Origin of the sequence: uncultured Amphritea sp., assembly GCF_937127095.1 — a bacterium.
Lineage (GTDB): Bacteria > Pseudomonadota > Gammaproteobacteria > Pseudomonadales > Balneatricaceae > Amphritea.
In genome coordinates this window covers 40,525-59,095 of the sequence record NZ_CAKZLP010000004.1, presented here as the reverse complement: position 1 = coordinate 59,095, position 18,571 = coordinate 40,525, and the positions used below count along the sequence as shown (strand labels likewise).

Below are 18,571 nucleotides of genomic sequence, written 5' to 3'. Positions count from 1 at the left end.
CAGATTATACTCGTTGCGCTGAAGAAGTGTTTAACAGTCACACTCACCTCTTTTCACAATGCTCACGAAAACGAGGGAAAGGTAAAGATCACGCATACTGCTGGCAACATGCCAAATCAGAAACTAAGTAGTGGGAATAAAGTAGCCGTTCTCCCCTCCCCTTAATTTCCCTTTTATTTTTAAAGAAAACATACCAAAAAGTTGCCACTGGCAACTTTTTCCCTTTTCATCTCTGAATTTTCCTATATTGTTCATATTAGTTATCTATATGACGTATTAAAAAATGAATAATGAGTGTTGAGGGCAGAAAGGACATGAGCACATCAATCAAGAAAGACATTCTCACTAAGTTACAAGCTGCCTCTTCTTATACTCCAGACTACAGCTTGACCGTTGCTTCTCTCTGGCAAAAGTGGTTCGACTCTCTGGCAGTCCGGACGGGTACAACACCTGAAATGCTATATTCAGCAGTCAATATCGATATTGACGCAGCAGAAAGCATCGCAGAGAGGCTTGATAAAGAGATCTACGCTCCCTCGGCCACCGCCCTACCCTTCCTGACCAATTCTGAAAAGATCAATTACTTTCCTACTGTTGAATCAAACGATAAGAAAATCGATGAGAGATTTTTTGTTGCCACTGAAGAGAATAAACCCATTACGCTTTTTCATGGCTCCTTCGGTGATATTGAAAAGTTCGATGAAGACAAGATAGGACCGTTCAACCGCCTGGGGCAAGCGTTCTACTTTACATCCAGCTCTGAAGATGCGTCTGAGAACTATGCTTCCCCTGACTCACCAGAGCTTCAGGCGAAGGCTCAAAACATACAGTCTGCGTTAAAGCAGTCAGGTGTTGCTCTGAAAAATATCGATTATCCGAAGATAAAAGCAGCATTGGCAGAAAACGGCGGCGCAGTATATCCCGTGCACCTGGCTATGAAATCCCCACTGATCATCTCCGATAGCGAACCATATAAAAGAGGTGAACATGATCCCGCAATTAAAATGGGCGCAGTATTCTCCGCTATCATATTGGATCATAAAGGTGACGCTACTCAGTCATCAAAACTGCATGAAACCTTAGAAGCCTGCCGATCTACTAAGGATGCCGTCAATGAGATAACTCAATTTAGTGCCGATAATAATATGCCGGGCCTCCCGCTGCAGATAATAAAACGTAGTGGGTATGATGGAGTGATAGATAAAACTGCCGGAGAGCTATGGCATACACCGGATGATGCTACGCATTACATAGTCTTCAAACCAGAACAAATCGTAAGCGCCCTGTCCCTGCCCCTGCCCGACCAACCAAAATATGAATCTGTGCTCTATCAATACGCCGGAGTACAAGCTCAATACGCTGATGAAGGCATGTTAGAAACAGCAAAGAAAATGCAGCAAGCTGGGGATAATGAAGAACTAATCAGACAAACAACGGGATGGCATCAATGGGTAGATGGGCAGTGGCGATTTGAGATTGCTGATGGTAACGCCTTTTTAAACCATGAGAAATTCTCAGAAACCAATCATCATCACCACCGAGCAATGGAGAGAATGGCTGGACCTGGGACACGCTTTATGGATTTAAGCCAGCCTGAACAAGACCGTATATTAAATCTGCCGCCCTCTGCAGAATTTGTCGGTCAGTTAAATGATGTTCTATATCACCCCGGGCTGTTCAATCACTACCCTCAACTGAAAGATCTGCTGGTGGATGTCCAAATATCACCGGATATCACAAGAGCATACGGGCACTACCAGCCAGACTCGCACACTGCGACAGTTAGAGCGAACTCTTTAAATGAGGCACTAAAAACCACTCTGCATGAGCTTCAGCATGGCATCCAGGCCATTGAAGGGTTTTCATTCGGCGGTACTCCTGAAGACTACTCGATTCCCACTACCGCAGAAGCTAACGAGATTCGTAGGGTCATGCACTCCGCGATGCTACTTCTCGACTACGCAGAAGAAAGTAATGTTGACCTATCCTCTGCCGCCCGGGATCTGGGAAATCTAATAACTCCTGAAACCAGAGTCATGGCCAGAAACTGTGATAAATCAGAGATTGAACGATTTATTAATGATCAGCGGCATCAACTGAAAACCCCTGCATTTAGATACCACTACCTGGCTGGAGAGTATGAAGCCCGGGACGTAGAAAGCAGAATAAACCTTTCTATTGAGGAGCGATTGATCACCCCTCCGTATTCAAGCGAGAAAATCAGACCAGCAGATCTTGAAGTCAAAACCCTAGACTCAACGGGCTCGAAGGCAGGCCGCGTACCGCTGGCGGCGGTACTCCGAGATAACTCAAAAACAAACTTTATGATTTTACTGTCAACTTGCGCGAATGAATCAAGCTTCCTGCATGAGAGTAGCCACGTAATTTTGGATCTATTCTCGGCAGAAGCTCTTAAAGAAAATGCTCCTCAATGCCTGGTGAAAGACTATGAGGCGATTTGTCAGTACTTAGGTTGTTCGCCAGGCCAAGCCTTCACAGAAGAACAAGAGGAGCTGTGGGCGCGAACAGTGGAAGCATACTTCTTAGACAACAATAGTATGATCCCGGAAGTTAAACGTGTTGAAGAGTGGATGAGAAACGTGTACGCATCGGTTTCTAACCTCGGCGTTCAGCCAACAAAGGAGATTAATGATGTTATCACCAGGATGTTTGATGGCCCTGGAGAAGGGCAGGGGATTGATACTGAATTTGATGTAGAGGGCATTTCATCACAACTGAGCAATATCTTTGTCAAAGCGCCGGAAGATAGTCCTATGCACTAAATAGCGACCAGCCCCAAAAAAGTTGCCACTGGCAACTTTTTTTGGTTCAAAGAAAAGCAGGGGAGGGCAGGGGAGCGGAAACTATGTTTTGAATTAGTTGCCACTGGCAACTTTTGTAATGGGCCGACCACGGGGCCGGGAGTAGCTGACACCGAGATATGCAGCTAAGGCAGGTAACCGATCATTCCTATATAACTCATTCAGTCGTTTGAGGGCTTCAAACAACTCCTCACCTTCCAATCCTTCACATTGAGCGCGTCCATATAGCTTCCTGAAGGTTTCCGGATGAACATCTTTAGTAAAACCGGCCGCAGCCTTCGCATTAGCAATCTTCTTACGTACAAAGGAACTACTGATCGGTCGAGCTTTTTTATATTGAAATGATTGAAAAATCAGACTATCAAGCCCTCTACCTATCTGCAGTGTGTGTATCTTGGATCTCACTGCTGGAGGAAGTATCGCTACATTATCCCCATGACTTAGAACCCCATCAGCAACATCCCGAAAGGATAAATTTAAGACTTCACTTGGCTTTAACCAGCAATAGCCGCTAATAGCAATAAACGCTTGTACTTGCTCATTAACGCAAGCTTCGCATAAGCCCCAAAGATCATCGTATGTAAAAGTTTCACTCATTTTTTAAGTTTATTGTAAATAGTAGAAATTGCAATAGCTTGAAAACTATACAACCTTCTGTAATGATGAAGAACCATTCATATTGGTTATCTATATGGAACTATCAAGCAGGCCTGATAAAACAATTCTTCAAGCTCTGGAAGAAAACGGCTTTCAGCCAGAAAACCATTGCCGAAATGGATTTTGTGGAATGTGTCGAAGCCAGGTTAATCCAGCAGACCTTCAAAACATTCGCGTATCTGATGATGCTCTGGCCTTTCATGATCCTATGACAGAAATCTTGCCTTGTGTTAGCTACTTAGAGGAAGGGTCGCTGGATATTGAAATCAACTCGACCGGCCAACAGGTTCGGCTCTTATCTCCTGAAAAAACAACCCTGCTAAATGGAATTGATGCCAACAAGTTAGATAATATTCGCGGCCAATCCCCATCTATCACAACCTCAATTGTGCCAGGCTAAACCGTAATACCTAAGAGGGAGCCCTTATGCAGAGCCATCCAGATAACTCAGCGATAGACCAGACCATAAGGGATATTGAAACGAGACAGGTAACTTATGTGATCTGGCATACAAGTCACTCTTCTGTTGGGCTCTTTCTTAGTCTGATTCTTGGGTCTGCTTACGAGCTTATTGATGTGAAAGCCCCAATGAGTAGTTTAATTCTAGCGCTATGTCTTAGCTCAGCTGCATACACCCTGGTACATCAGTTCATAATGCACAAAAGAGTCTATTTCGATGACAAAACCATCAGCGAGCTTCTGAACAAACTTTACCAATCCTGATACTTAACCCTAAAAGAGTCACAACCTATGAGCACTTCGAGAGATGTACTAGAAAAAGAAGCACTAAAGGCCGCATCAGCAGACATATATTATGACCTGCTCGATACTATAGAGACAGCTACAGAACAGGAGCTGCAGGATATAATCGACTCAAATAATAATATTGATCAGCCGATAGATCTTAATTCAATTGCAGAAGATATCGATGCTGCATTCCCTGCTGGAGGCCCAAAGCCCGATGTAGCAATGAAGAGATAGGTCTTACGTTTCGTTGGTGAAAACTTAAAAAAAAAGTTGCCAGTGGCAACTTTTATAATTCAGATAACTTACACGCCCGGGGAACTATTCCTCTTCCCCGAATGCTTCTGCCCACAACAGCCCGTTCAACAAAATTCGCTGTTTAACTGCGGCTCGAATGATAGCAGGCCTGATCCTAGTAGCTTCTGAAGGGTATAGCTTTGTGATGTTCTCTACGGCACTTGTCAGATCGTGTAGAGTGTCGGGACTTAAAAGTATCGTATCTCCTTTTGCATCCACCAGCTTCTCATTGAGAGACAACAATGCCATAAACGAACTCGTATCTGAGTTGTTCCTGTCTGTCCAGTCGGCATCAGCATAGGTACTTCTTGCTAGAAGATCCGCTATCGCTTCATCAAACCAACGACTTTTACCCTTGGCCGAATAATATTTACTCGCCGCTACAATAAGCGCTTGAGATAAGCGGATGGGAACCCGATGAGGTTTTTTAACCTCGTCATCTCTACTTTTCTGTTTAGGGCTTGGTATCAATAAGGACATCTACAACATCACTCCTTATCAAAGTCATCTAAGCGAGAAAGAATACTTGATAATATCTCTTTAGGTGAAGCCTGATCATCTAAGCCAGCAACCAGATCAGGCTGTACACCCTGGAGCAGGGTAACGAGGTGTTTCACCGCGCCTTTGGTTGGCTTAATTTGTACAGCCCTTTTTGGGGGGGTTACTGAAAGCGTCCCGTCCCCATCTTCAGCCTCCAGAAGTCTCAGAACCATATTTCTGGCTACTGTGTTGCCATGCTTGATGTAAGCCTGGAAAACCTCTCCACGCTGCTCTGGATCGCTCAGGCGACAAATCTCTGCAACTGTGCGAAGGTCTTCAAGTTCATGATCAAGAATAAGCTGCATCTCCGCTTCAGAAAGCTCAGCCGTCAATATACGCTGCAAGAAGGACATTTCAGACTTTGATATCGAAAGAGCCCGGGCTAACTCCACCTGTTTAGGCTTTCTGCCAAGCTCCTGCGCCATTAAGACGGCTATTTGGTTCGCGCTTTCAATATTCTCGTAGAGACACAGATCTTCACGCTTCGAGTTCTCATCATAACGCCGCGTAGCAGACTGAAGCGCTGATTCATTAACCTTTTCTCTTACTGCAGCCTCAAGCTTATCGATACCCGTAAAATGAGCCGAATACCAGCGTCGATGGCCGATATTCAACATAAAGAGATCATCGTGAGGGAAAACCTCCAAAGGTTGAAGCAGCCCTTTATGCTCTTGGATAGAGCAGGCCAGCTCACGAATACGGGTGTAAAAAGAAACCTGCCGTTTGCTCCAGGCTAACGCGGTCGGATGATGTAAGTCTTCGTGCTCAGGAAATACCAGATGGCCGCTCTCTTCAACATAGACCAGCGGTGCATCAGAAAACATTTGGAGTACGTCTTGCATCTCACTCAAACCAACACGGAAAATTCGCTTGTTATCGGGGTTTGGAGCGAGTTTATCCAATGGGAACGTTTTAGTCCGACCAGCTGCAAGCTGATCACCCTGAGCCTTTAATGCTGAAGCAAGATTACTATCAATACTTACGCCTCTTTTAACCTGGGGCGACTTGTTGTGCTTTCTGCCGGGCTTAGAAGCAGGACCACCCAGTAACACTGTTGAAGTATTCATAGCGCCATCCTATCTACGATGAATTTACCTAACGCTCTCCACTCTTTCGACACATCAGAACTTTTAGGCATAGCGAACGGAGTGGTAGGGTTGGCACCTACAAGCTCCATTTCTTTAATTGCTGCCCTCTCTTTAACTACAAAAGAACAAACACCATCACCCTGTCGCAAAAGGGAAGGAATCATTAACTTGCTGATGGGAGCCATAGTCTCTGCATCATTGAGTTGTGTCAGATACTGCTTATGCAGGCGCATACGTGCGTCAAATTTTGTAGGAAGAATACCTATCAAGTCGATCATACGATCGTGATCCTGATTATTGCGTTCCTCATCAATCTTCTGCAACATTCCAAAAAGGCCTTCTACGGGCTTCTTCTCCATGACTACAGGGATAATGCAATGAGAGCCCGATCTAAGCGCAGCAGTCGTCATCGCGCCTTTAGCAGGAGGGGTATCTATGATAATGACATCAAACATTTCGTGAAGAATTTCTTGATCGAAAAAGTCTACGAACTTCTGAATATCGTCCTCACCAGCCTGGTCCAATGCAATATTGGTCGGCTTATTTGGGATGATAGAAACATTCTTTAGGTTAGTAGGGTAGGGCGCTAGTGGCCGCTCTAAGAATATATCCGATAGATCATGCCGGTCACCGGTTTCAGGGTGAATTGGTAAATAATGATCGCCGTATTCCACATCTAATACTGAAGCTGTCAAGTTGCACTGGTGATCGTTGTCCACCAGCAGCACACGTTTACCACAAATACCACCGATGTATGCGGCTGTAATATTTGTCGTTGTGGTTTTACCCACACCGCCCTTGTTATTGGCAACAACAAGAATCTTGGCCATATCCAACTCCCTGGGAGATTAAAAGTGAATCTACTATAAACGATAACCTACCGTATGAAAACAGCCTGTATAATATCATACAGTAATATATTGTTGACTTGGCCGTTTTTGGTCCTCTATACTTCATATAGGTAATCAATATAGAATGTTTATATAACGAAAATAGGTCCAGATTATGGAAGCGTCAGAATACTTAATGCCGGATAAGGAAGCGCCCGATAAAGCTTCCAAAATCGTGATTGTTCATTTCTTCGACTCTCAAACCAAACAAATAGCTTCTCTCTTGCAGCTGCCTTCTTATGTTCGATTGGTTCTGCAGCGCTGTGTCTCTCATTTAGATATATGGGAAGAGTCAGTCATTCAAATTCATTGCACTGAGACGAATCAGAAAACCAAGGTCTCGACCGCACCATACATAATTTCTAATTTGGACGAGTATTCTTTCACTATTTCAGTGAAAAACGGGAATGTAGATGTCCGTAGGAGGTATGTAAGCTCCTCTTTCGTGATGAAACCCCTGGGGAGGACTTTGTGATGAAAGAGGAGCTGACGGACAAGCCTGCGCGACTCGAATATAACCTGGGTGTGTATCAAATCCGCAAGCTAGTTGGTACTGAGTGGGTTTTTGTATATCCCGAAATATCAGGAACATACGCACGTTGTTATCGCCAGTTAATGGCTGTTGCAGAGGAAAACCCACACGCTGTTTATTGTTTATTCCATTTAGAGGAAATTAATGACGGAGAAGTGGTTTGGGTTAAAACTGAACACAGCAAAAACTATGCGTCCCGCAACAGAAATAAGCTTCTTGAACTCTTCTTTCAAATGGGGTTAAGGCTCGACGGTAGAAGCTATAAGGTCTTGAGTGAAATTACTGGCATTTCACATCACTCATTAGAAAAGCTCAACCGGCCAATTCAAAGCGATCGGTTTGCATCCCTGTCCGATCAGGGTCTGCTTTATATCCGCCATAAAGTAGATAAACACTTACAAGATGTTAAAAAAAGAGGTAATGAAAATGATGAATCTGAAGCGTAAAGCATCGGTACTGATAGCTTTGACTGTTCTTGTAGTATCGTCAGCTGAAAGCTCCACGATTCCCACTAACTCCGACCACTATTTCATTAAAGAATACGATGGCTTTCAAATCGTGATGAACTGTGAAAAGCGTGGGTTGGAAATGATGATGGCAGTTGTTGGTAAAGATACCGGCAACCGGCAACGGAAGGGCATTGATTTTAAACTGGACCCGACCGTGCCAGCGAACTGTCAGCAGACAAGCACCAATTACTACCCTAAAGGCTATCATAGAGGGCATATCCTGGGAGCCAATACTAATGAGAACAGTATGAAAGGGTATTTAGACACATTTTACATGACGAATATCATGCCTCAACGTAAAGAACTCAATACCGGTGCCTGGGATGAGTCGGATGTAATTATTGAATGCCTAAGAGAGCAGGGGCAACCTTTGGAGCTGTATGCCGGTGTAATCTGGGAAGGGCCTCATGCAAGAAAAGCAACCCGGGATACCCACGGCACACCGATTCCAGATGCGTATTGGAAAGTCATCAAACAGGGCTCAAAACAGATCGCCTGGATCATGCCAAACTCTGCGAACGCTACACGATTCACACTACGTGACTGGGAATCAACCGTAGAAGAGATTCAGAATCGTATTGGTTATGACATCCCGGGTGATTTAGATTCATTTAAAAACTACCGTCCTGACAGCTGGTACAACACTAAAAACTGTCATCGGAGCTAATACTTAAATTACCAAGGATAGGAGAATAGTATGTCGAGTGGATTACGAGTACCGTTATCACACATCATTGTCGAGCTAGGTCCGCCGATCGGAGAGTACAGAGGCTGTAAGATAGCAGAATGGGTAAAGGCCGCTGATGGATCTCAGAGCAACTTTTGGGGAGTGGTTAAGGGTAAAGCTGATGAAGAGCGACTGGAGCAGGGCCAAATTATGCTGGGAAAGGCAGTAATAAACGCAAAAAAAAAAAGGCACCTCCTGGGTGCCTTTTTTTATTCCGTTATTAACTCTTCATCATCCCCACCATCCAGCCTTTTCTGCAAGACCTTCTTCGCCTGATCACCGGACATCGATTTAACTCTACGAGTGATATCCGACAACTTATTAACAGCATCAAAATCGTCAAAAGACTCGATCGGTTTAATTTCCTCAGAAGCAAAAGACTGTATAAGACGCATCTTAGCCGACATAGTGCTCTGTATGGCGTTAGACTGCTTAGTTGCTTTACAGTACTCTTCATGAGGGTAGAGGGTATACAGTCGATCAGCTTCAACCTGACGGCCTCTCAGGCCCGAAGAATACGCGCTCTCTGAATTCCAGCTATGGATAATACGTTTCGCTACTAATTCGTCTAATCCTTTTTCGATGGGCCGAGCAGCACTATAAACCTTAGCTTCATTCTTATTCCGGTACCCTACAAGAGAAAGGGCCGTCTGTAAGCTGATCGTATAGGGGTGAGCTATCGAAGCTTGCTTGTATACCATGGAGAGGTGTTTGTGTAAGCGTCTTGCCGCAGGTGATGTAAATTGTACGTTGTGAGTCAGGCTGTAGGGCCGCACACGCATTTTCTTTATTGCCTGGGTCACCATCGGATGGAACCGGGCATAACACGTTACATCTTTATCTGAGCTTGTTAACCAGTCGTCGCGTGATAACACACCAAGACCTGAGATCAAATTATCAGAATATGATTCACTGCCGCCTTCTGGATCAAATAGACGGATATCAAAGGCTGATGTGTTCAAGACTATGAGTGCTTCTTTGATCTCATTGAGATTGAACTTGGCTTTGCCGCCATTATGTAATTTCAGCGTTCGGTGAACTTTTGATAGCGAAAAAGCAACCGCTGAACTGTCTTCAATGAATACGCCGTTATGGCCTTCACTGGCTATCTTTAAAAGCGCATCAAATACAAGCTCTTCTCTGCCGCCAGGGAATCGATAGCAGTCATTAAGCGTTGCTGCTTTTACTGTCAATTCGATTTTCTGACCAGCGATGGTACATAAACGAGTTAAAATCAAATCTGAGGGAGTTGCAGCACCGCGGATTGTTAACGTTTTTTTATCCGGTTCAAACCATGGAATACTGTTAACGAGTTCAAGACCATGAGTAAAACCCGTTGGAATACTATTTGGATCACTAAATAGCTCGATCTGAGGGGGACGGTGAATATTCTCAGCCCTGAGAAACTGCGAGCTTTTCGGTTCTCGCTTCTGTTCGACTGTTAATATACTGTTTCTCTCACTCATAGCGTAAGCCTAGTTTTTATTGATTATCCGATTGTATGTAACTCAGATACGTATGCAAGAAGTAATTCAAAGCCCTAACCAATTGGTTAAAATTTGCACAATGCTGATTTTATTCTTTTCTTATAAAAAGAGTGAAAGAGGATAAAAAGGGTTAGTAAAGGTTAGTAAAGATTAAGAAAGGAGAGGTTATTTTTGTAAGAACCAATATTCAATTGAATCAATAGCTTATGACGGATACGCTACCTCATTCCCAGCAATTATTCTACGTGATACCAATTACATAAGCTGCTTCATCCCAATTACATGAGCCGCTTTATCCCAAGTACTTACGCTGCCTTATTCCAAGTACTTATGCTGCATGATCCCAATGACTTACGCATCATCATTCCCATTACGTGGTATTCCTGTCCACAAGATATACAGCTTTGTTCACTTTTTATACAGTAATAATCCACAGAAATTGTGGAAAACTATTTCAACTAAACATAGATATAGATCAAAACTGCAATATCGTATTTTACACAATGATGCAGGCAGCGTCTGCTGACAAAAGAGCGGGTAATTATGCCGGAGGGCTCCATATTAAGGCTAATACAGTGCTATGCGCTACATCTTACCCACTACTTTATACCTGATCTATTGCAGTGGTGGGGATCGTGTAGTTTACGGAAGAAGTGAAAACGGCAGCGAACGCTGCCGTTTGGTTGCAGTTTTATCAGTGCTACATAGACGGGCTTATCTGCTGCGCTGTATGACTACGAACGCTATTATGATGCTCTCCTAGCCGCTCCAGAGCTGCGTGAAGCATTTGAGCTGATTGATTATACCGGGCGTGATAAGAATTGCTGGGAGAGTGTTCAGAAAGCTTCAGTACGTAACGGATACTCCGGTCACCACATTTTGTGATCTGAGCACAAAGCGCTTCTGATGCCTGGCACTGGGGCGATTTTTTCTTAGCTAAAAAATTGTTCATGTCAGCTACTCTATTTATCTCGCTGGCCAGCAGTCGAAGCATATGAGGAAGATCATTGTTGATCAGTACGTTTTTGAGCTGTGAAGTAGCAAGCGCGGATAAACGGTTGATCGCCGGGTTTGGGCTGGCAGCTGCTCCCGCATCGACAATTAGCTGGTTGAGAGGAATGCCACTGATGTCCTTTATGCTCAAGCTCAAATTTTGAATGATATGCTCTGCTGCAGTGTTCATAAATTTGATGTAAGCAACGTCAGAGGATCCGGCCGGTAGAGATTGCTGCAGTACACTGCTCTGATTAACAAAAATGCTATTGAGACCTGCAGGCCGTACACAGTCTGAATTTATTCTTACGTTTATTTTGTTAGGTTCAACCTTGAGTTGTGAAGAGGTTACCCGCCGTATAGTATCGCTAAGTTCAATTAGCTGATGTGGTTGTGCGCTATCCGTAGAGAACTCAACATTCAAAGCCCCCGCCAGCTCTATCCCAGTCAGCTGCTCAAATTGTTTTATGAGGTCGCTTTTGAACAATGAGGCTGGTATCTGATTGAGCATATCTGAGAATTGCAGGCCAATTTTAGCAAGTGACTCCCGATTGTTAGTAGGCCGACCGTCAAATAGGGTATCTATGATGTAACGGCTCAAAGGTTTTGATTGCTCCAGAGTAGTTTCCATGGCTTTAGCACCAAACTGCTTTAGCAAACTATCAGGATCGTGGCCGGAAGGTAGATGACAGAAACTGAATTTACGTTCGTCGTTGATGAACGGGAGTACAGTATTCAGTGCTTTTTGGGCTGCGATCTTTCCTGCTCTATCAGAGTCGAAACAGAATACCAGGTCATTGGTATGACGTAGCAATAACCTGATTTGGTCATCTGTGAGAGCGGTGCCCATCGGTGCGGTGGCATAATCTAAACCGGCCTGGTGCATACTAATAACATCCGTGTAACCTTCAACGACTGCTATCTTGTCCCGTTTTCGTTCCGTCTGAATTGTTTCATATAAGCCATACATTACCCGGTGCTTCTTGAACAGCTCGGTTTCTATGCCGTTTATGTATTTTGGTTTAACACCGTCTTTAAATCGTGCCCCGAAACTTATAGTGGATCCGCTGGTATCCCGAATTGGGAAAATCAGGGCATCCCTGAAACGATCGTAAAGCTTGTTCTTACCGTCTTCAGATTCCTTTGGCTGATAAACAGATAGGCCGGAATCGGATAGTAGTTGTGCCCTGTTGTAGTTACCAAACTGATTAGTGATCTGGTTCCAAGATGCAAGGGCAACACCCAGTTGAAACTTGTTGACCATTTCCGGCGTAAACCCTCGATCACTAATCATTCGATTAATTTCAGGATTTTCATTCTGCTTATAGTTAGAACGAAAGGTGTCCCGGGCTGATTCCAGCATACTCCGGAGAACATCACGACGACCGGTGGATGATGATGTTTTGAAAGTGCCAGGGACATCAAAGCCAGCGTGATTCGCTACAACTTTGACGGCTTCAGGGAAGCTTACATTTTCCAGTTGTTCAACAACTTTAAAAATGTTGCCGCCAAAGCCGCAACTGTGGCAGTTACAGAGATTCTTGGCTGTTGATACGCTAAACGAAGGGCTTTTATCTGGATGGCTGGGGCTGGGGCAGCTGGCTACTGCGTTTGATCCGACAACTTTAAACTTTGTGCCGTATTTTTCGGTCATGAAGTCTACTAAGTTAACCTTGGCCGCAAGATCATCAATAAAGTCTTGAGGTATCATTCCGCTACTGTTCGTAGTTTCCATAATATTGTTTCTCTGAATGTTTCATATAGAATATCAATATGAATATTGTATTACTCATCAGCAAGGTGTGCAAAATATGATCATCCCGAAACGGGTTATCTCGATTGATACCCCTAAAATTGATCTTGATATGCTCGAAGAGGCTCTGGATAAGTTAAGTTTCAAAGAGTGTTCCCCCGCAATGGAGGAGTCCTGGGGATTCTTCTTTGTAGATGAGCTTGAAGCGATGGGTCCAAAGCTCAGACGCATCAATCCTTATGCGATCATGAACCTTCGGCATGATAGAAAAAAAATTAATAAAAGTCGGCTATCAAGAGCCTGGAATAAAGAGATACGGGAAGTCGAAAAGAAAGAAAAGATCGTACTGGATAAAGCACGAAGAAAAGAGCTGAGAGACAAAGTAAAACATAGCTTGTTGAAAGAAATACACGCAGACGACAGTTATATTAAAGCCGTATTCAATTCCCTGAATAATCGGTTGTATTTATTGATATCAGAGCCCGCAACTGTTGAGTTCTTTGTAGATAAGCTTAACAGGGCCTTAGAGCCTCAAGACATCAAGTTACGTTACAGTGCTGACACTATATCGCCCTTCCTCCAGGACACCCTTACACAATGGGTAGCGACGACAGAATCAGCCGTAGAGCAAGGCTTCAGTGTTGGTGATGATATGCAGCTGAAAGGGGCAGAATCTTCAAGCGCGACATTGAAACATCACAATGCAGAATCAGCTGAAGTTCGTGAGCATCTTCACGCCGACAAAGACATCCACAAAGTTAAACTTCTAACGAAAATCGCTGATGAAAATGAGGCATTGGTTAGCATGATGCTCCACGCAAACGGGGTCATATCACAGATTGATCTCAAGCCTTATTGTGGAGAGATCGTCAAGTCTGAGCGCGAAAACCACACTGATGTTGAAGCGATGAAGGAAAGTGAATTTCTCGTTTGGATGAACGCTTTGGCCATTTTAGTGCAGAAAGTTTTAGCAATCAAAACTGTGTAATCCTTGCGCTGCAATGAAATTAGTATTATTTTTGTCTGAAATGTTTAAATAGATAATCAATATGACTATGTTGAAACTTTTAATTCCGGCGTTTCTTGCGATAACGATATCGCCTGTTGCTGTCAGCTCACCGGTCTCAATGACGGTTCATTTTCTGCCCAAAAGTGTACTGGATGACCTGGCACTGTCAGAAATGGATTGGGAAATCAAAGCGGGGGGAGATCCTGCAGATTCGGATGTCTATACGGCTACGGGTGTTATGACAGAATCAGATAATCCCGTTTCTGTTACGCCTACCGTTGTACTGAACATTGCTTCCGGCAGCTTACAGAAACAGATTCCCGCTTTGATGAAAGAACTGGGTTTTGCTGGTGGGCAGTGGACCTTAGCTGACTACAACGTGACCAACGATATCCAGATTGGAGCTGCAGATTCATTAGGAGTGCTCCAAGGTATTCTTGATTACACAGAATTGGATGGTCAGGTCAAAGTTTATAAAAACCAAACGATCAGTTTTGATCCGAATTGACAGGCCAGCAGCAATGAAGAAAGTCGCGTATACGTTCATGATGGCAATTATCCTCTCAGGATGCGTTGCCAACCATAAAGAGCAAGTTCAAGTTCAGGTGCAAACGGAACAAGCACAGTATGAGTCAGTAGTTTCTGTCGATGAGTACATGTTTGAAATGCAGCCGGGCTCTGTTGAATCAGCTCTCCAGCAGCTTGCTGATAATGCAGGCCTCAAATTGCGTTATGAAGCGGAAACCTTCTTTCACAATATCCGTGGGAATGTTCGTGGATCAACGTCTGTTATTGCTAAACAGTTTACTCAAAACTTTCCGTTACGTTTTTATGTCCTGGGGAATGAACTGGTGGTTGAACAGCATTGGCGAATTGTTCCCGGTAAGAAAATCCAGGATCAACTATATGAGTGGGATGCCGCAAGCCTCTGGCACGTTGTTTGGGATACCAGGAAGAATCAAGACGTTCTGGCCGGGGCTGACTTTTACGGAACATTCGATCATGCAGTAGAAGCGTTATTTCGCGCCCTGCGTAACTCCGGTAGTGAGCTAGATCCCGAATTCTATGCAAACAAAGTTGTGGTGGTGCGTTAAACATGAAAAAAGTAATTATTGCCGGAGCCTGCTTAGCCATGCTGACCGGCTGTATTAATGAAACGATTGCGCCGAAAGTTGATAGCAATCTAGCTTTTAATGAGCAGCGGCTAGAGCAAGTCAGAATGGAAAATGCAGGTTTTAAACGGCATTCACTACCATTTGTAGCTGGGACAACCTATTTAGAGCCTGAAGAGCTGCCGTTATACTTGAAAAAACAGGTTTATATCGATCCTCGAACAGCACTTGACCTTAAATATTATGCTAACAACCTGTCAGAGCAAATTGGGGTGCCTGTCCGAATAGGCCAGGATATTTATACGATTGATAGCAGTATTAACTCAGATTTACAGGAATCAAGCGGATCCAGTTCAGCTGTCGCTTCAGAAGAAACCGCAAACAAAACCATTGATAAACTGATTGTAGATAATCAAAAACGCCTGTCACCGCTTTCAATGCGAGAACGAGTATTTTTAAAATCTACAGCAGAAGTAGCTTTGAATAAGCTGGCCAGCTCATTTAATGTTTTTTGGCGATATGATGAAGGCTCCGTTACTTTTTATAAGCTGAAAACGGACACATTTCGTCTGAATTTCCTTCTTGAAGAAAATCTTGATATCAGCTCTACAGGAGTCTCTGGTTCCAATTCTGGTGGGTTGAATACCGCAAGTAGCAGTAAGTTTACCGGTGGAAGCTATGAACTGTACACCGAGACTATTACTTCAATGTTGTCTGAGTTTGGGCAAGTACGCTCGTTGCCCAACTCTGGGGGTATTGTCGTAACAGACACCCCAGATAAATTGGAAATAATTGGCAGCTTCGTAAAAAATGAAAATGACAATCTCCTAAGACAGGTTGCTGTTGATGTTGAGGTTGTCCGGGTAACAAAGAGTGATGGAAAAGATGTAGGTGTCGTTTGGGACTCTCTGCTTGCCGATCTCGGAGATGCTTCACTTTCAGTGCTTTCCAATACCCCGGCGCTCTCACAGACTTTCCTCAATCAAGCTGGCATAACATCGAATGCAGGCAGACTAAATGGTTCACAGTTGCTGCTGAAGGCGCTTGCTAAAAAAACGCACGTATCAGTTGTAACAAGAGATACAAAAACGGTTATGAATAACACTTACGCGACATTGCGTGATGTTAGCACTATTGAATATCCATCAAATACTACAGTAACGGTAGACCAAGGAGTGACAACCGTTTCATCAGAGAAGGCCGTCGTCACTCCAGGGTTTGATATGAACATTCTCCCTCGGATCACGGCCGATAATCAGATCATCATGAATATCGTTGCGATCATGAAGGGTCAGCCGACTTTTGAAACAGTCACTACTTCGACATCGACATCGAAGTATTCAACCACTACATCCAAAGAACTGAAAACTACAAAAGTCCTGCGCGATGGCGATACCGCAATGTTATCTGGGTATATCAATTCCAATCTGAGAACGGGAGAAGAAGGGACAGGCGATAGCAGCTTTTGGCTCCTCGGTGGTGGCCAGTCTTCAGGAGAAAGCCGCGATCTCCTAATCATCTTTGTAACACCACATATCATTAAGCGAGTCTGATATGTCAGAAATCAAAGAAATTGAAAAACATGCGATAGGTAACTACTCAATACTGACCGGTGTTGATTGGTTGCCTCTTGAAGACGATACGGATATCACTGCTCGTATTCGCTCAGAAGGTCTGCAAGACGCTAGAATATTTAAGAACTTTCTATCAGAGGGCACTCAGAAGGGTTTCTGTTCTTTAAAAGGGATTAAGTCAAAAAAGAAACTCGTATCTGCAGCGGCTCTTTACGCAAAGCAGCAGGTTTCTGAGAGAACTGAAGACGATATTGCCTGGATTGTTATTGACTCATTAACCGATGGTTTCTGGGTCTGCATGATCGTTAACGGTGTGATCCTCACTGAAACAGGCGCACAGCTAACAAAAGCAGAAGCCGAAGCGGAAGCGCTACGTTATTCCGATGCTTCCAGTGAAGAGGGGCATAGTACTTATTTTGCCGGTGGGGCTCTGGATGAATTTGGCGTACCGGCAGAGAAGTGTGTCAACGTATCACTAGATACGATTCTCAGTAGTTTATCAAAGCAAGACATTTTATTAGCAGGCCCTGTTGGTAAAAAGGTTGGCTATGGAAAGCACCTGCTCATTTTTTTAGTGTTAATAGGCGTTGCTTATTTTTATGCAATGGTTTTCGACATTAATTTTAATTTTTTCAGTAAAAGTCCGGAAGAGATACAAAAAGAGCAGGAGCAACAATCAATTATTGCTGCTGAAAATTATTATCGCAAGTTGCAGGAAGAACCCACTCTTCAATCAGCGATGACGGTTGTTGATCAATTGATTAATGATTCAGATATTTTAGACGCTCCCTGGCCTCTCCAGGTGCTGAACTGTCATGTGGTTCAGGGTAGTTGCATTGCTACATTCGTAAATACCAACAACAGCAGCACCGCGCCGCTTCGAGCATATGCTGTACACCGATGCGCCTCATTTGATCTGGATCCTCAAGGATTTAGTGCTAACTGTAGTTTCAGATTTAGCCCTCCGTTTAAAAGTTCCGAGCGTGGTGAAGGGATCGTTGAATTTACAGAACAGCTGCTTACCTTTAGTCAAATCGGGTTCAAAACCAAATTGATGAATCCCATTTCTTCAAACATTCCGGGTGCCACATTTTTACCGCCGCAGTACTTACATAGAGAAGGGGTCTGGGAAGTATCAGGAAACTATTCGAAGCTAACGAGCGTTATCAAAGATTTGCCGTTAGTGGATTGGGTGAAAGTTCGGGGCGTAAAAGTTCAGCTTTCCGATGACACAACTAAAACAACCTCCGTGGTTATTGAAGGCGCGTATGTACTGCATTAATAGTAAAACTCTTTTAATCATGCTGGTTTCAACGTTGTTTGTTGCCAGTCCAGCTCATTCAGAACTCATGGATGACGAAATTAACAGTCTTATGAACTCAGTGCCGGACAAACAGCTGGAGAGAGAGCGAGAGATTCAACGACTGGATCACGTTAAAGCTGTAATGGAACGACTTGCAGATATCCGTGATAGTAAAGTCAGAATTGAGGCTCCTGTTGAGAAGACTAACAGTAGCGATTCAATAACCTTTGTTGAGACCCTTGAGCAGTCAGTCAAAGCTGCATTGGCCACTCAAAGATCGCCTGGGTTAGATTCCGAAACGAAGAAGACAGAGAAGCCAACTTTTTCAGAGGAGATTGAGCTAATTTCTCTATGGCGTGATCAGACAAGCCCGACAGCAGATATTTTCATTAATGGCCGGGTTTATCGGGTCAACAAAGGCAGCATTATTAAAGGCTGGGAAATTACAAAGATTAGCGCTAACTATATGACCCTGACAAAGGACAGAGCAACGGCCAAAGTCTATTTCTCTAACATTGCGGATGAGGGTTAACA

General features: G+C 43.9%; 17 protein-coding genes. 11 read left to right on the top strand and 6 right to left on the bottom strand.

What is annotated here, in order from left to right; genetic code table 11:
- The first annotated feature begins 314 nt into the window (after positions 1-314).
- Positions 315-2,783, top strand: coding sequence for an LPD23 domain-containing protein (locus Q0499_RS00590; protein ID WP_299194711.1), 2,469 nt, complete (start codon positions 315-317; stop codon positions 2,781-2,783).
- A gap of 93 nt (positions 2,784-2,876) precedes the next feature.
- Here Q0499_RS00590 and Q0499_RS00585 read toward each other — a convergent pair whose 3' ends face one another.
- Positions 2,877-3,419, bottom strand: a complete 543-nt coding sequence (locus tag Q0499_RS00585; protein ID WP_299194708.1) for a hypothetical protein — start codon at positions 3,417-3,419, stop codon at positions 2,877-2,879.
- A 94-nt stretch (positions 3,420-3,513) separates the two neighbouring features.
- On the opposite strand from Q0499_RS00585, the gene Q0499_RS00580 reads away from it, so the two are divergent.
- Together Q0499_RS00580 and Q0499_RS00575 are read left to right on the top strand one after the other, a co-directional pair.
- Complete coding sequence (locus Q0499_RS00580) at positions 3,514-3,879, top strand: 2Fe-2S iron-sulfur cluster binding domain-containing protein (RefSeq protein ID WP_299194705.1); 366 nt, start codon at positions 3,514-3,516, stop codon at positions 3,877-3,879.
- Between the two features lie 350 nt (positions 3,880-4,229).
- Positions 4,230-4,460 (top strand): hypothetical protein, encoded by a 231-nt coding sequence (locus tag Q0499_RS00575; RefSeq protein ID WP_299194703.1) that lies wholly within the window; start codon positions 4,230-4,232, stop codon positions 4,458-4,460.
- An 84-nt stretch (positions 4,461-4,544) separates the two neighbouring features.
- Here the strand turns inward: Q0499_RS00575 and Q0499_RS00570 are convergent, their stop codons facing one another.
- Genes Q0499_RS00570 through Q0499_RS00560 form a run of 3 tightly spaced genes read right to left on the bottom strand, consistent with a single transcriptional unit; the run spans position 4,545 to position 6,978 of the window.
- The gene (locus Q0499_RS00570; RefSeq protein ID WP_299194701.1) at positions 4,545-5,000 is read right to left on the bottom strand and encodes a hypothetical protein; all 456 of its coding nucleotides are present in this window, start codon (positions 4,998-5,000) and stop codon (positions 4,545-4,547) included.
- Between the two features lie 8 nt (positions 5,001-5,008).
- Entirely contained in the window at positions 5,009-6,112 is a 1,104-nt protein-coding gene (locus Q0499_RS00565; protein ID WP_299194698.1) for a ParB N-terminal domain-containing protein, read from the bottom strand.
- An 11-nt stretch (positions 6,113-6,123) separates the two neighbouring features.
- Entirely contained in the window at positions 6,124-6,978 is an 855-nt protein-coding gene (locus tag Q0499_RS00560) for a ParA family protein (protein WP_299194696.1), read from the bottom strand.
- Positions 6,979-7,512: 534 nt separating this feature from the next.
- Here Q0499_RS00560 and Q0499_RS00555 point away from each other — a divergent pair.
- Positions 7,513-8,016, top strand: a complete 504-nt coding sequence (locus tag Q0499_RS00555) for a hypothetical protein (RefSeq protein WP_299194693.1) — start codon at positions 7,513-7,515, stop codon at positions 8,014-8,016.
- Positions 7,997-8,746, top strand: coding sequence for a DNA/RNA non-specific endonuclease (locus Q0499_RS00550; RefSeq protein ID WP_299194691.1), 750 nt, complete (start codon positions 7,997-7,999; stop codon positions 8,744-8,746). Before Q0499_RS00555 ends, Q0499_RS00550 begins: the two co-directional genes overlap by 20 nt.
- Positions 8,747-9,015: 269 nt before the next feature.
- Here Q0499_RS00550 and Q0499_RS00545 read toward each other — a convergent pair whose 3' ends face one another.
- Entirely contained in the window at positions 9,016-10,272 is a 1,257-nt protein-coding gene (locus Q0499_RS00545) for a hypothetical protein (RefSeq protein ID WP_299194689.1), read from the bottom strand.
- A 721-nt stretch (positions 10,273-10,993) separates the two neighbouring features.
- Positions 10,994-13,021: a DNA primase gene (dnaG, locus tag Q0499_RS00540; RefSeq protein ID WP_299194686.1), complete on the bottom strand. Its 2,028-nt coding sequence runs from the start codon at positions 13,019-13,021 to the stop codon at positions 10,994-10,996.
- 16 nt (positions 13,022-13,037) lie between these two features.
- Here dnaG and rdgC point away from each other — a divergent pair, with 16 nt between their 5' ends.
- From rdgC to Q0499_RS00510, 6 genes are all read left to right on the top strand, one after another.
- Positions 13,038-14,027 carry a recombination-associated protein RdgC gene (rdgC, locus tag Q0499_RS00535; RefSeq protein ID WP_299194683.1) on the top strand — a complete coding sequence of 330 codons (990 nt, stop codon included), beginning with the start codon at positions 13,038-13,040 and terminating at the stop codon, positions 14,025-14,027.
- Between the two features lie 61 nt (positions 14,028-14,088).
- Complete coding sequence (locus tag Q0499_RS00530; protein WP_299194681.1) at positions 14,089-14,556, top strand: hypothetical protein; 468 nt, start codon at positions 14,089-14,091, stop codon at positions 14,554-14,556.
- A gap of 13 nt (positions 14,557-14,569) precedes the next feature.
- Positions 14,570-15,142, top strand: a complete 573-nt coding sequence (locus tag Q0499_RS00525; RefSeq protein ID WP_299194678.1) for a TcpQ domain-containing protein — start codon at positions 14,570-14,572, stop codon at positions 15,140-15,142.
- A 2-nt stretch (positions 15,143-15,144) separates the two neighbouring features.
- Entirely contained in the window at positions 15,145-16,713 is a 1,569-nt protein-coding gene (locus Q0499_RS00520; protein ID WP_299194674.1) for a hypothetical protein, read from the top strand.
- Position 16,714: 1 nt separating this feature from the next.
- On the top strand, positions 16,715-18,016 hold the full coding sequence (locus Q0499_RS00515; protein ID WP_299194671.1) for a hypothetical protein: 1,302 nt from the start codon (positions 16,715-16,717) through the stop codon (positions 18,014-18,016).
- Positions 18,017-18,083: 67 nt separating this feature from the next.
- The gene (locus tag Q0499_RS00510; RefSeq protein ID WP_299194667.1) at positions 18,084-18,569 is read left to right on the top strand and encodes a hypothetical protein; all 486 of its coding nucleotides are present in this window, start codon (positions 18,084-18,086) and stop codon (positions 18,567-18,569) included.
- Positions 18,570-18,571: the final 2 nt, after the last annotated feature.

What these genes read in the sequence shown, in the direction of transcription:
- Q0499_RS00590 (WP_299194711.1), top strand. Translation starts at nt 315, where the DNA reads ATGAGCACATCAATCAAGAAAGACATTCTCACTAAGTTACAAGCTGCC.
- Q0499_RS00585 (WP_299194708.1), bottom strand. Translation starts at nt 3,419, where the DNA reads ATGAGTGAAACTTTTACATACGATGATCTTTGGGGCTTATGCGAAGCT.
- Q0499_RS00580 (WP_299194705.1), top strand. Translation starts at nt 3,514, where the DNA reads ATGGAACTATCAAGCAGGCCTGATAAAACAATTCTTCAAGCTCTGGAA.
- Q0499_RS00575 (WP_299194703.1), top strand. Translation starts at nt 4,230, where the DNA reads ATGAGCACTTCGAGAGATGTACTAGAAAAAGAAGCACTAAAGGCCGCA.
- Q0499_RS00570 (WP_299194701.1), bottom strand. Translation starts at nt 5,000, where the DNA reads ATGTCCTTATTGATACCAAGCCCTAAACAGAAAAGTAGAGATGACGAG.
- Q0499_RS00560 (WP_299194696.1), bottom strand. Translation starts at nt 6,978, where the DNA reads ATGGCCAAGATTCTTGTTGTTGCCAATAACAAGGGCGGTGTGGGTAAA.
- Q0499_RS00555 (WP_299194693.1), top strand. Translation starts at nt 7,513, where the DNA reads ATGAAAGAGGAGCTGACGGACAAGCCTGCGCGACTCGAATATAACCTG.
- Q0499_RS00550 (WP_299194691.1), top strand. Translation starts at nt 7,997, where the DNA reads ATGATGAATCTGAAGCGTAAAGCATCGGTACTGATAGCTTTGACTGTT.
- Q0499_RS00545 (WP_299194689.1), bottom strand. Translation starts at nt 10,272, where the DNA reads ATGAGTGAGAGAAACAGTATATTAACAGTCGAACAGAAGCGAGAACCG.
- dnaG (WP_299194686.1), bottom strand. Translation starts at nt 13,021, where the DNA reads ATGGAAACTACGAACAGTAGCGGAATGATACCTCAAGACTTTATTGAT.
- rdgC (WP_299194683.1), top strand. Translation starts at nt 13,038, where the DNA reads ATGTTTCATATAGAATATCAATATGAATATTGTATTACTCATCAGCAA.
- Q0499_RS00530 (WP_299194681.1), top strand. Translation starts at nt 14,089, where the DNA reads ATGACTATGTTGAAACTTTTAATTCCGGCGTTTCTTGCGATAACGATA.
- Q0499_RS00525 (WP_299194678.1), top strand. Translation starts at nt 14,570, where the DNA reads ATGAAGAAAGTCGCGTATACGTTCATGATGGCAATTATCCTCTCAGGA.
- Q0499_RS00520 (WP_299194674.1), top strand. Translation starts at nt 15,145, where the DNA reads ATGAAAAAAGTAATTATTGCCGGAGCCTGCTTAGCCATGCTGACCGGC.
- Q0499_RS00515 (WP_299194671.1), top strand. Translation starts at nt 16,715, where the DNA reads ATGTCAGAAATCAAAGAAATTGAAAAACATGCGATAGGTAACTACTCA.
- Q0499_RS00510 (WP_299194667.1), top strand. Translation starts at nt 18,084, where the DNA reads ATGGATGACGAAATTAACAGTCTTATGAACTCAGTGCCGGACAAACAG.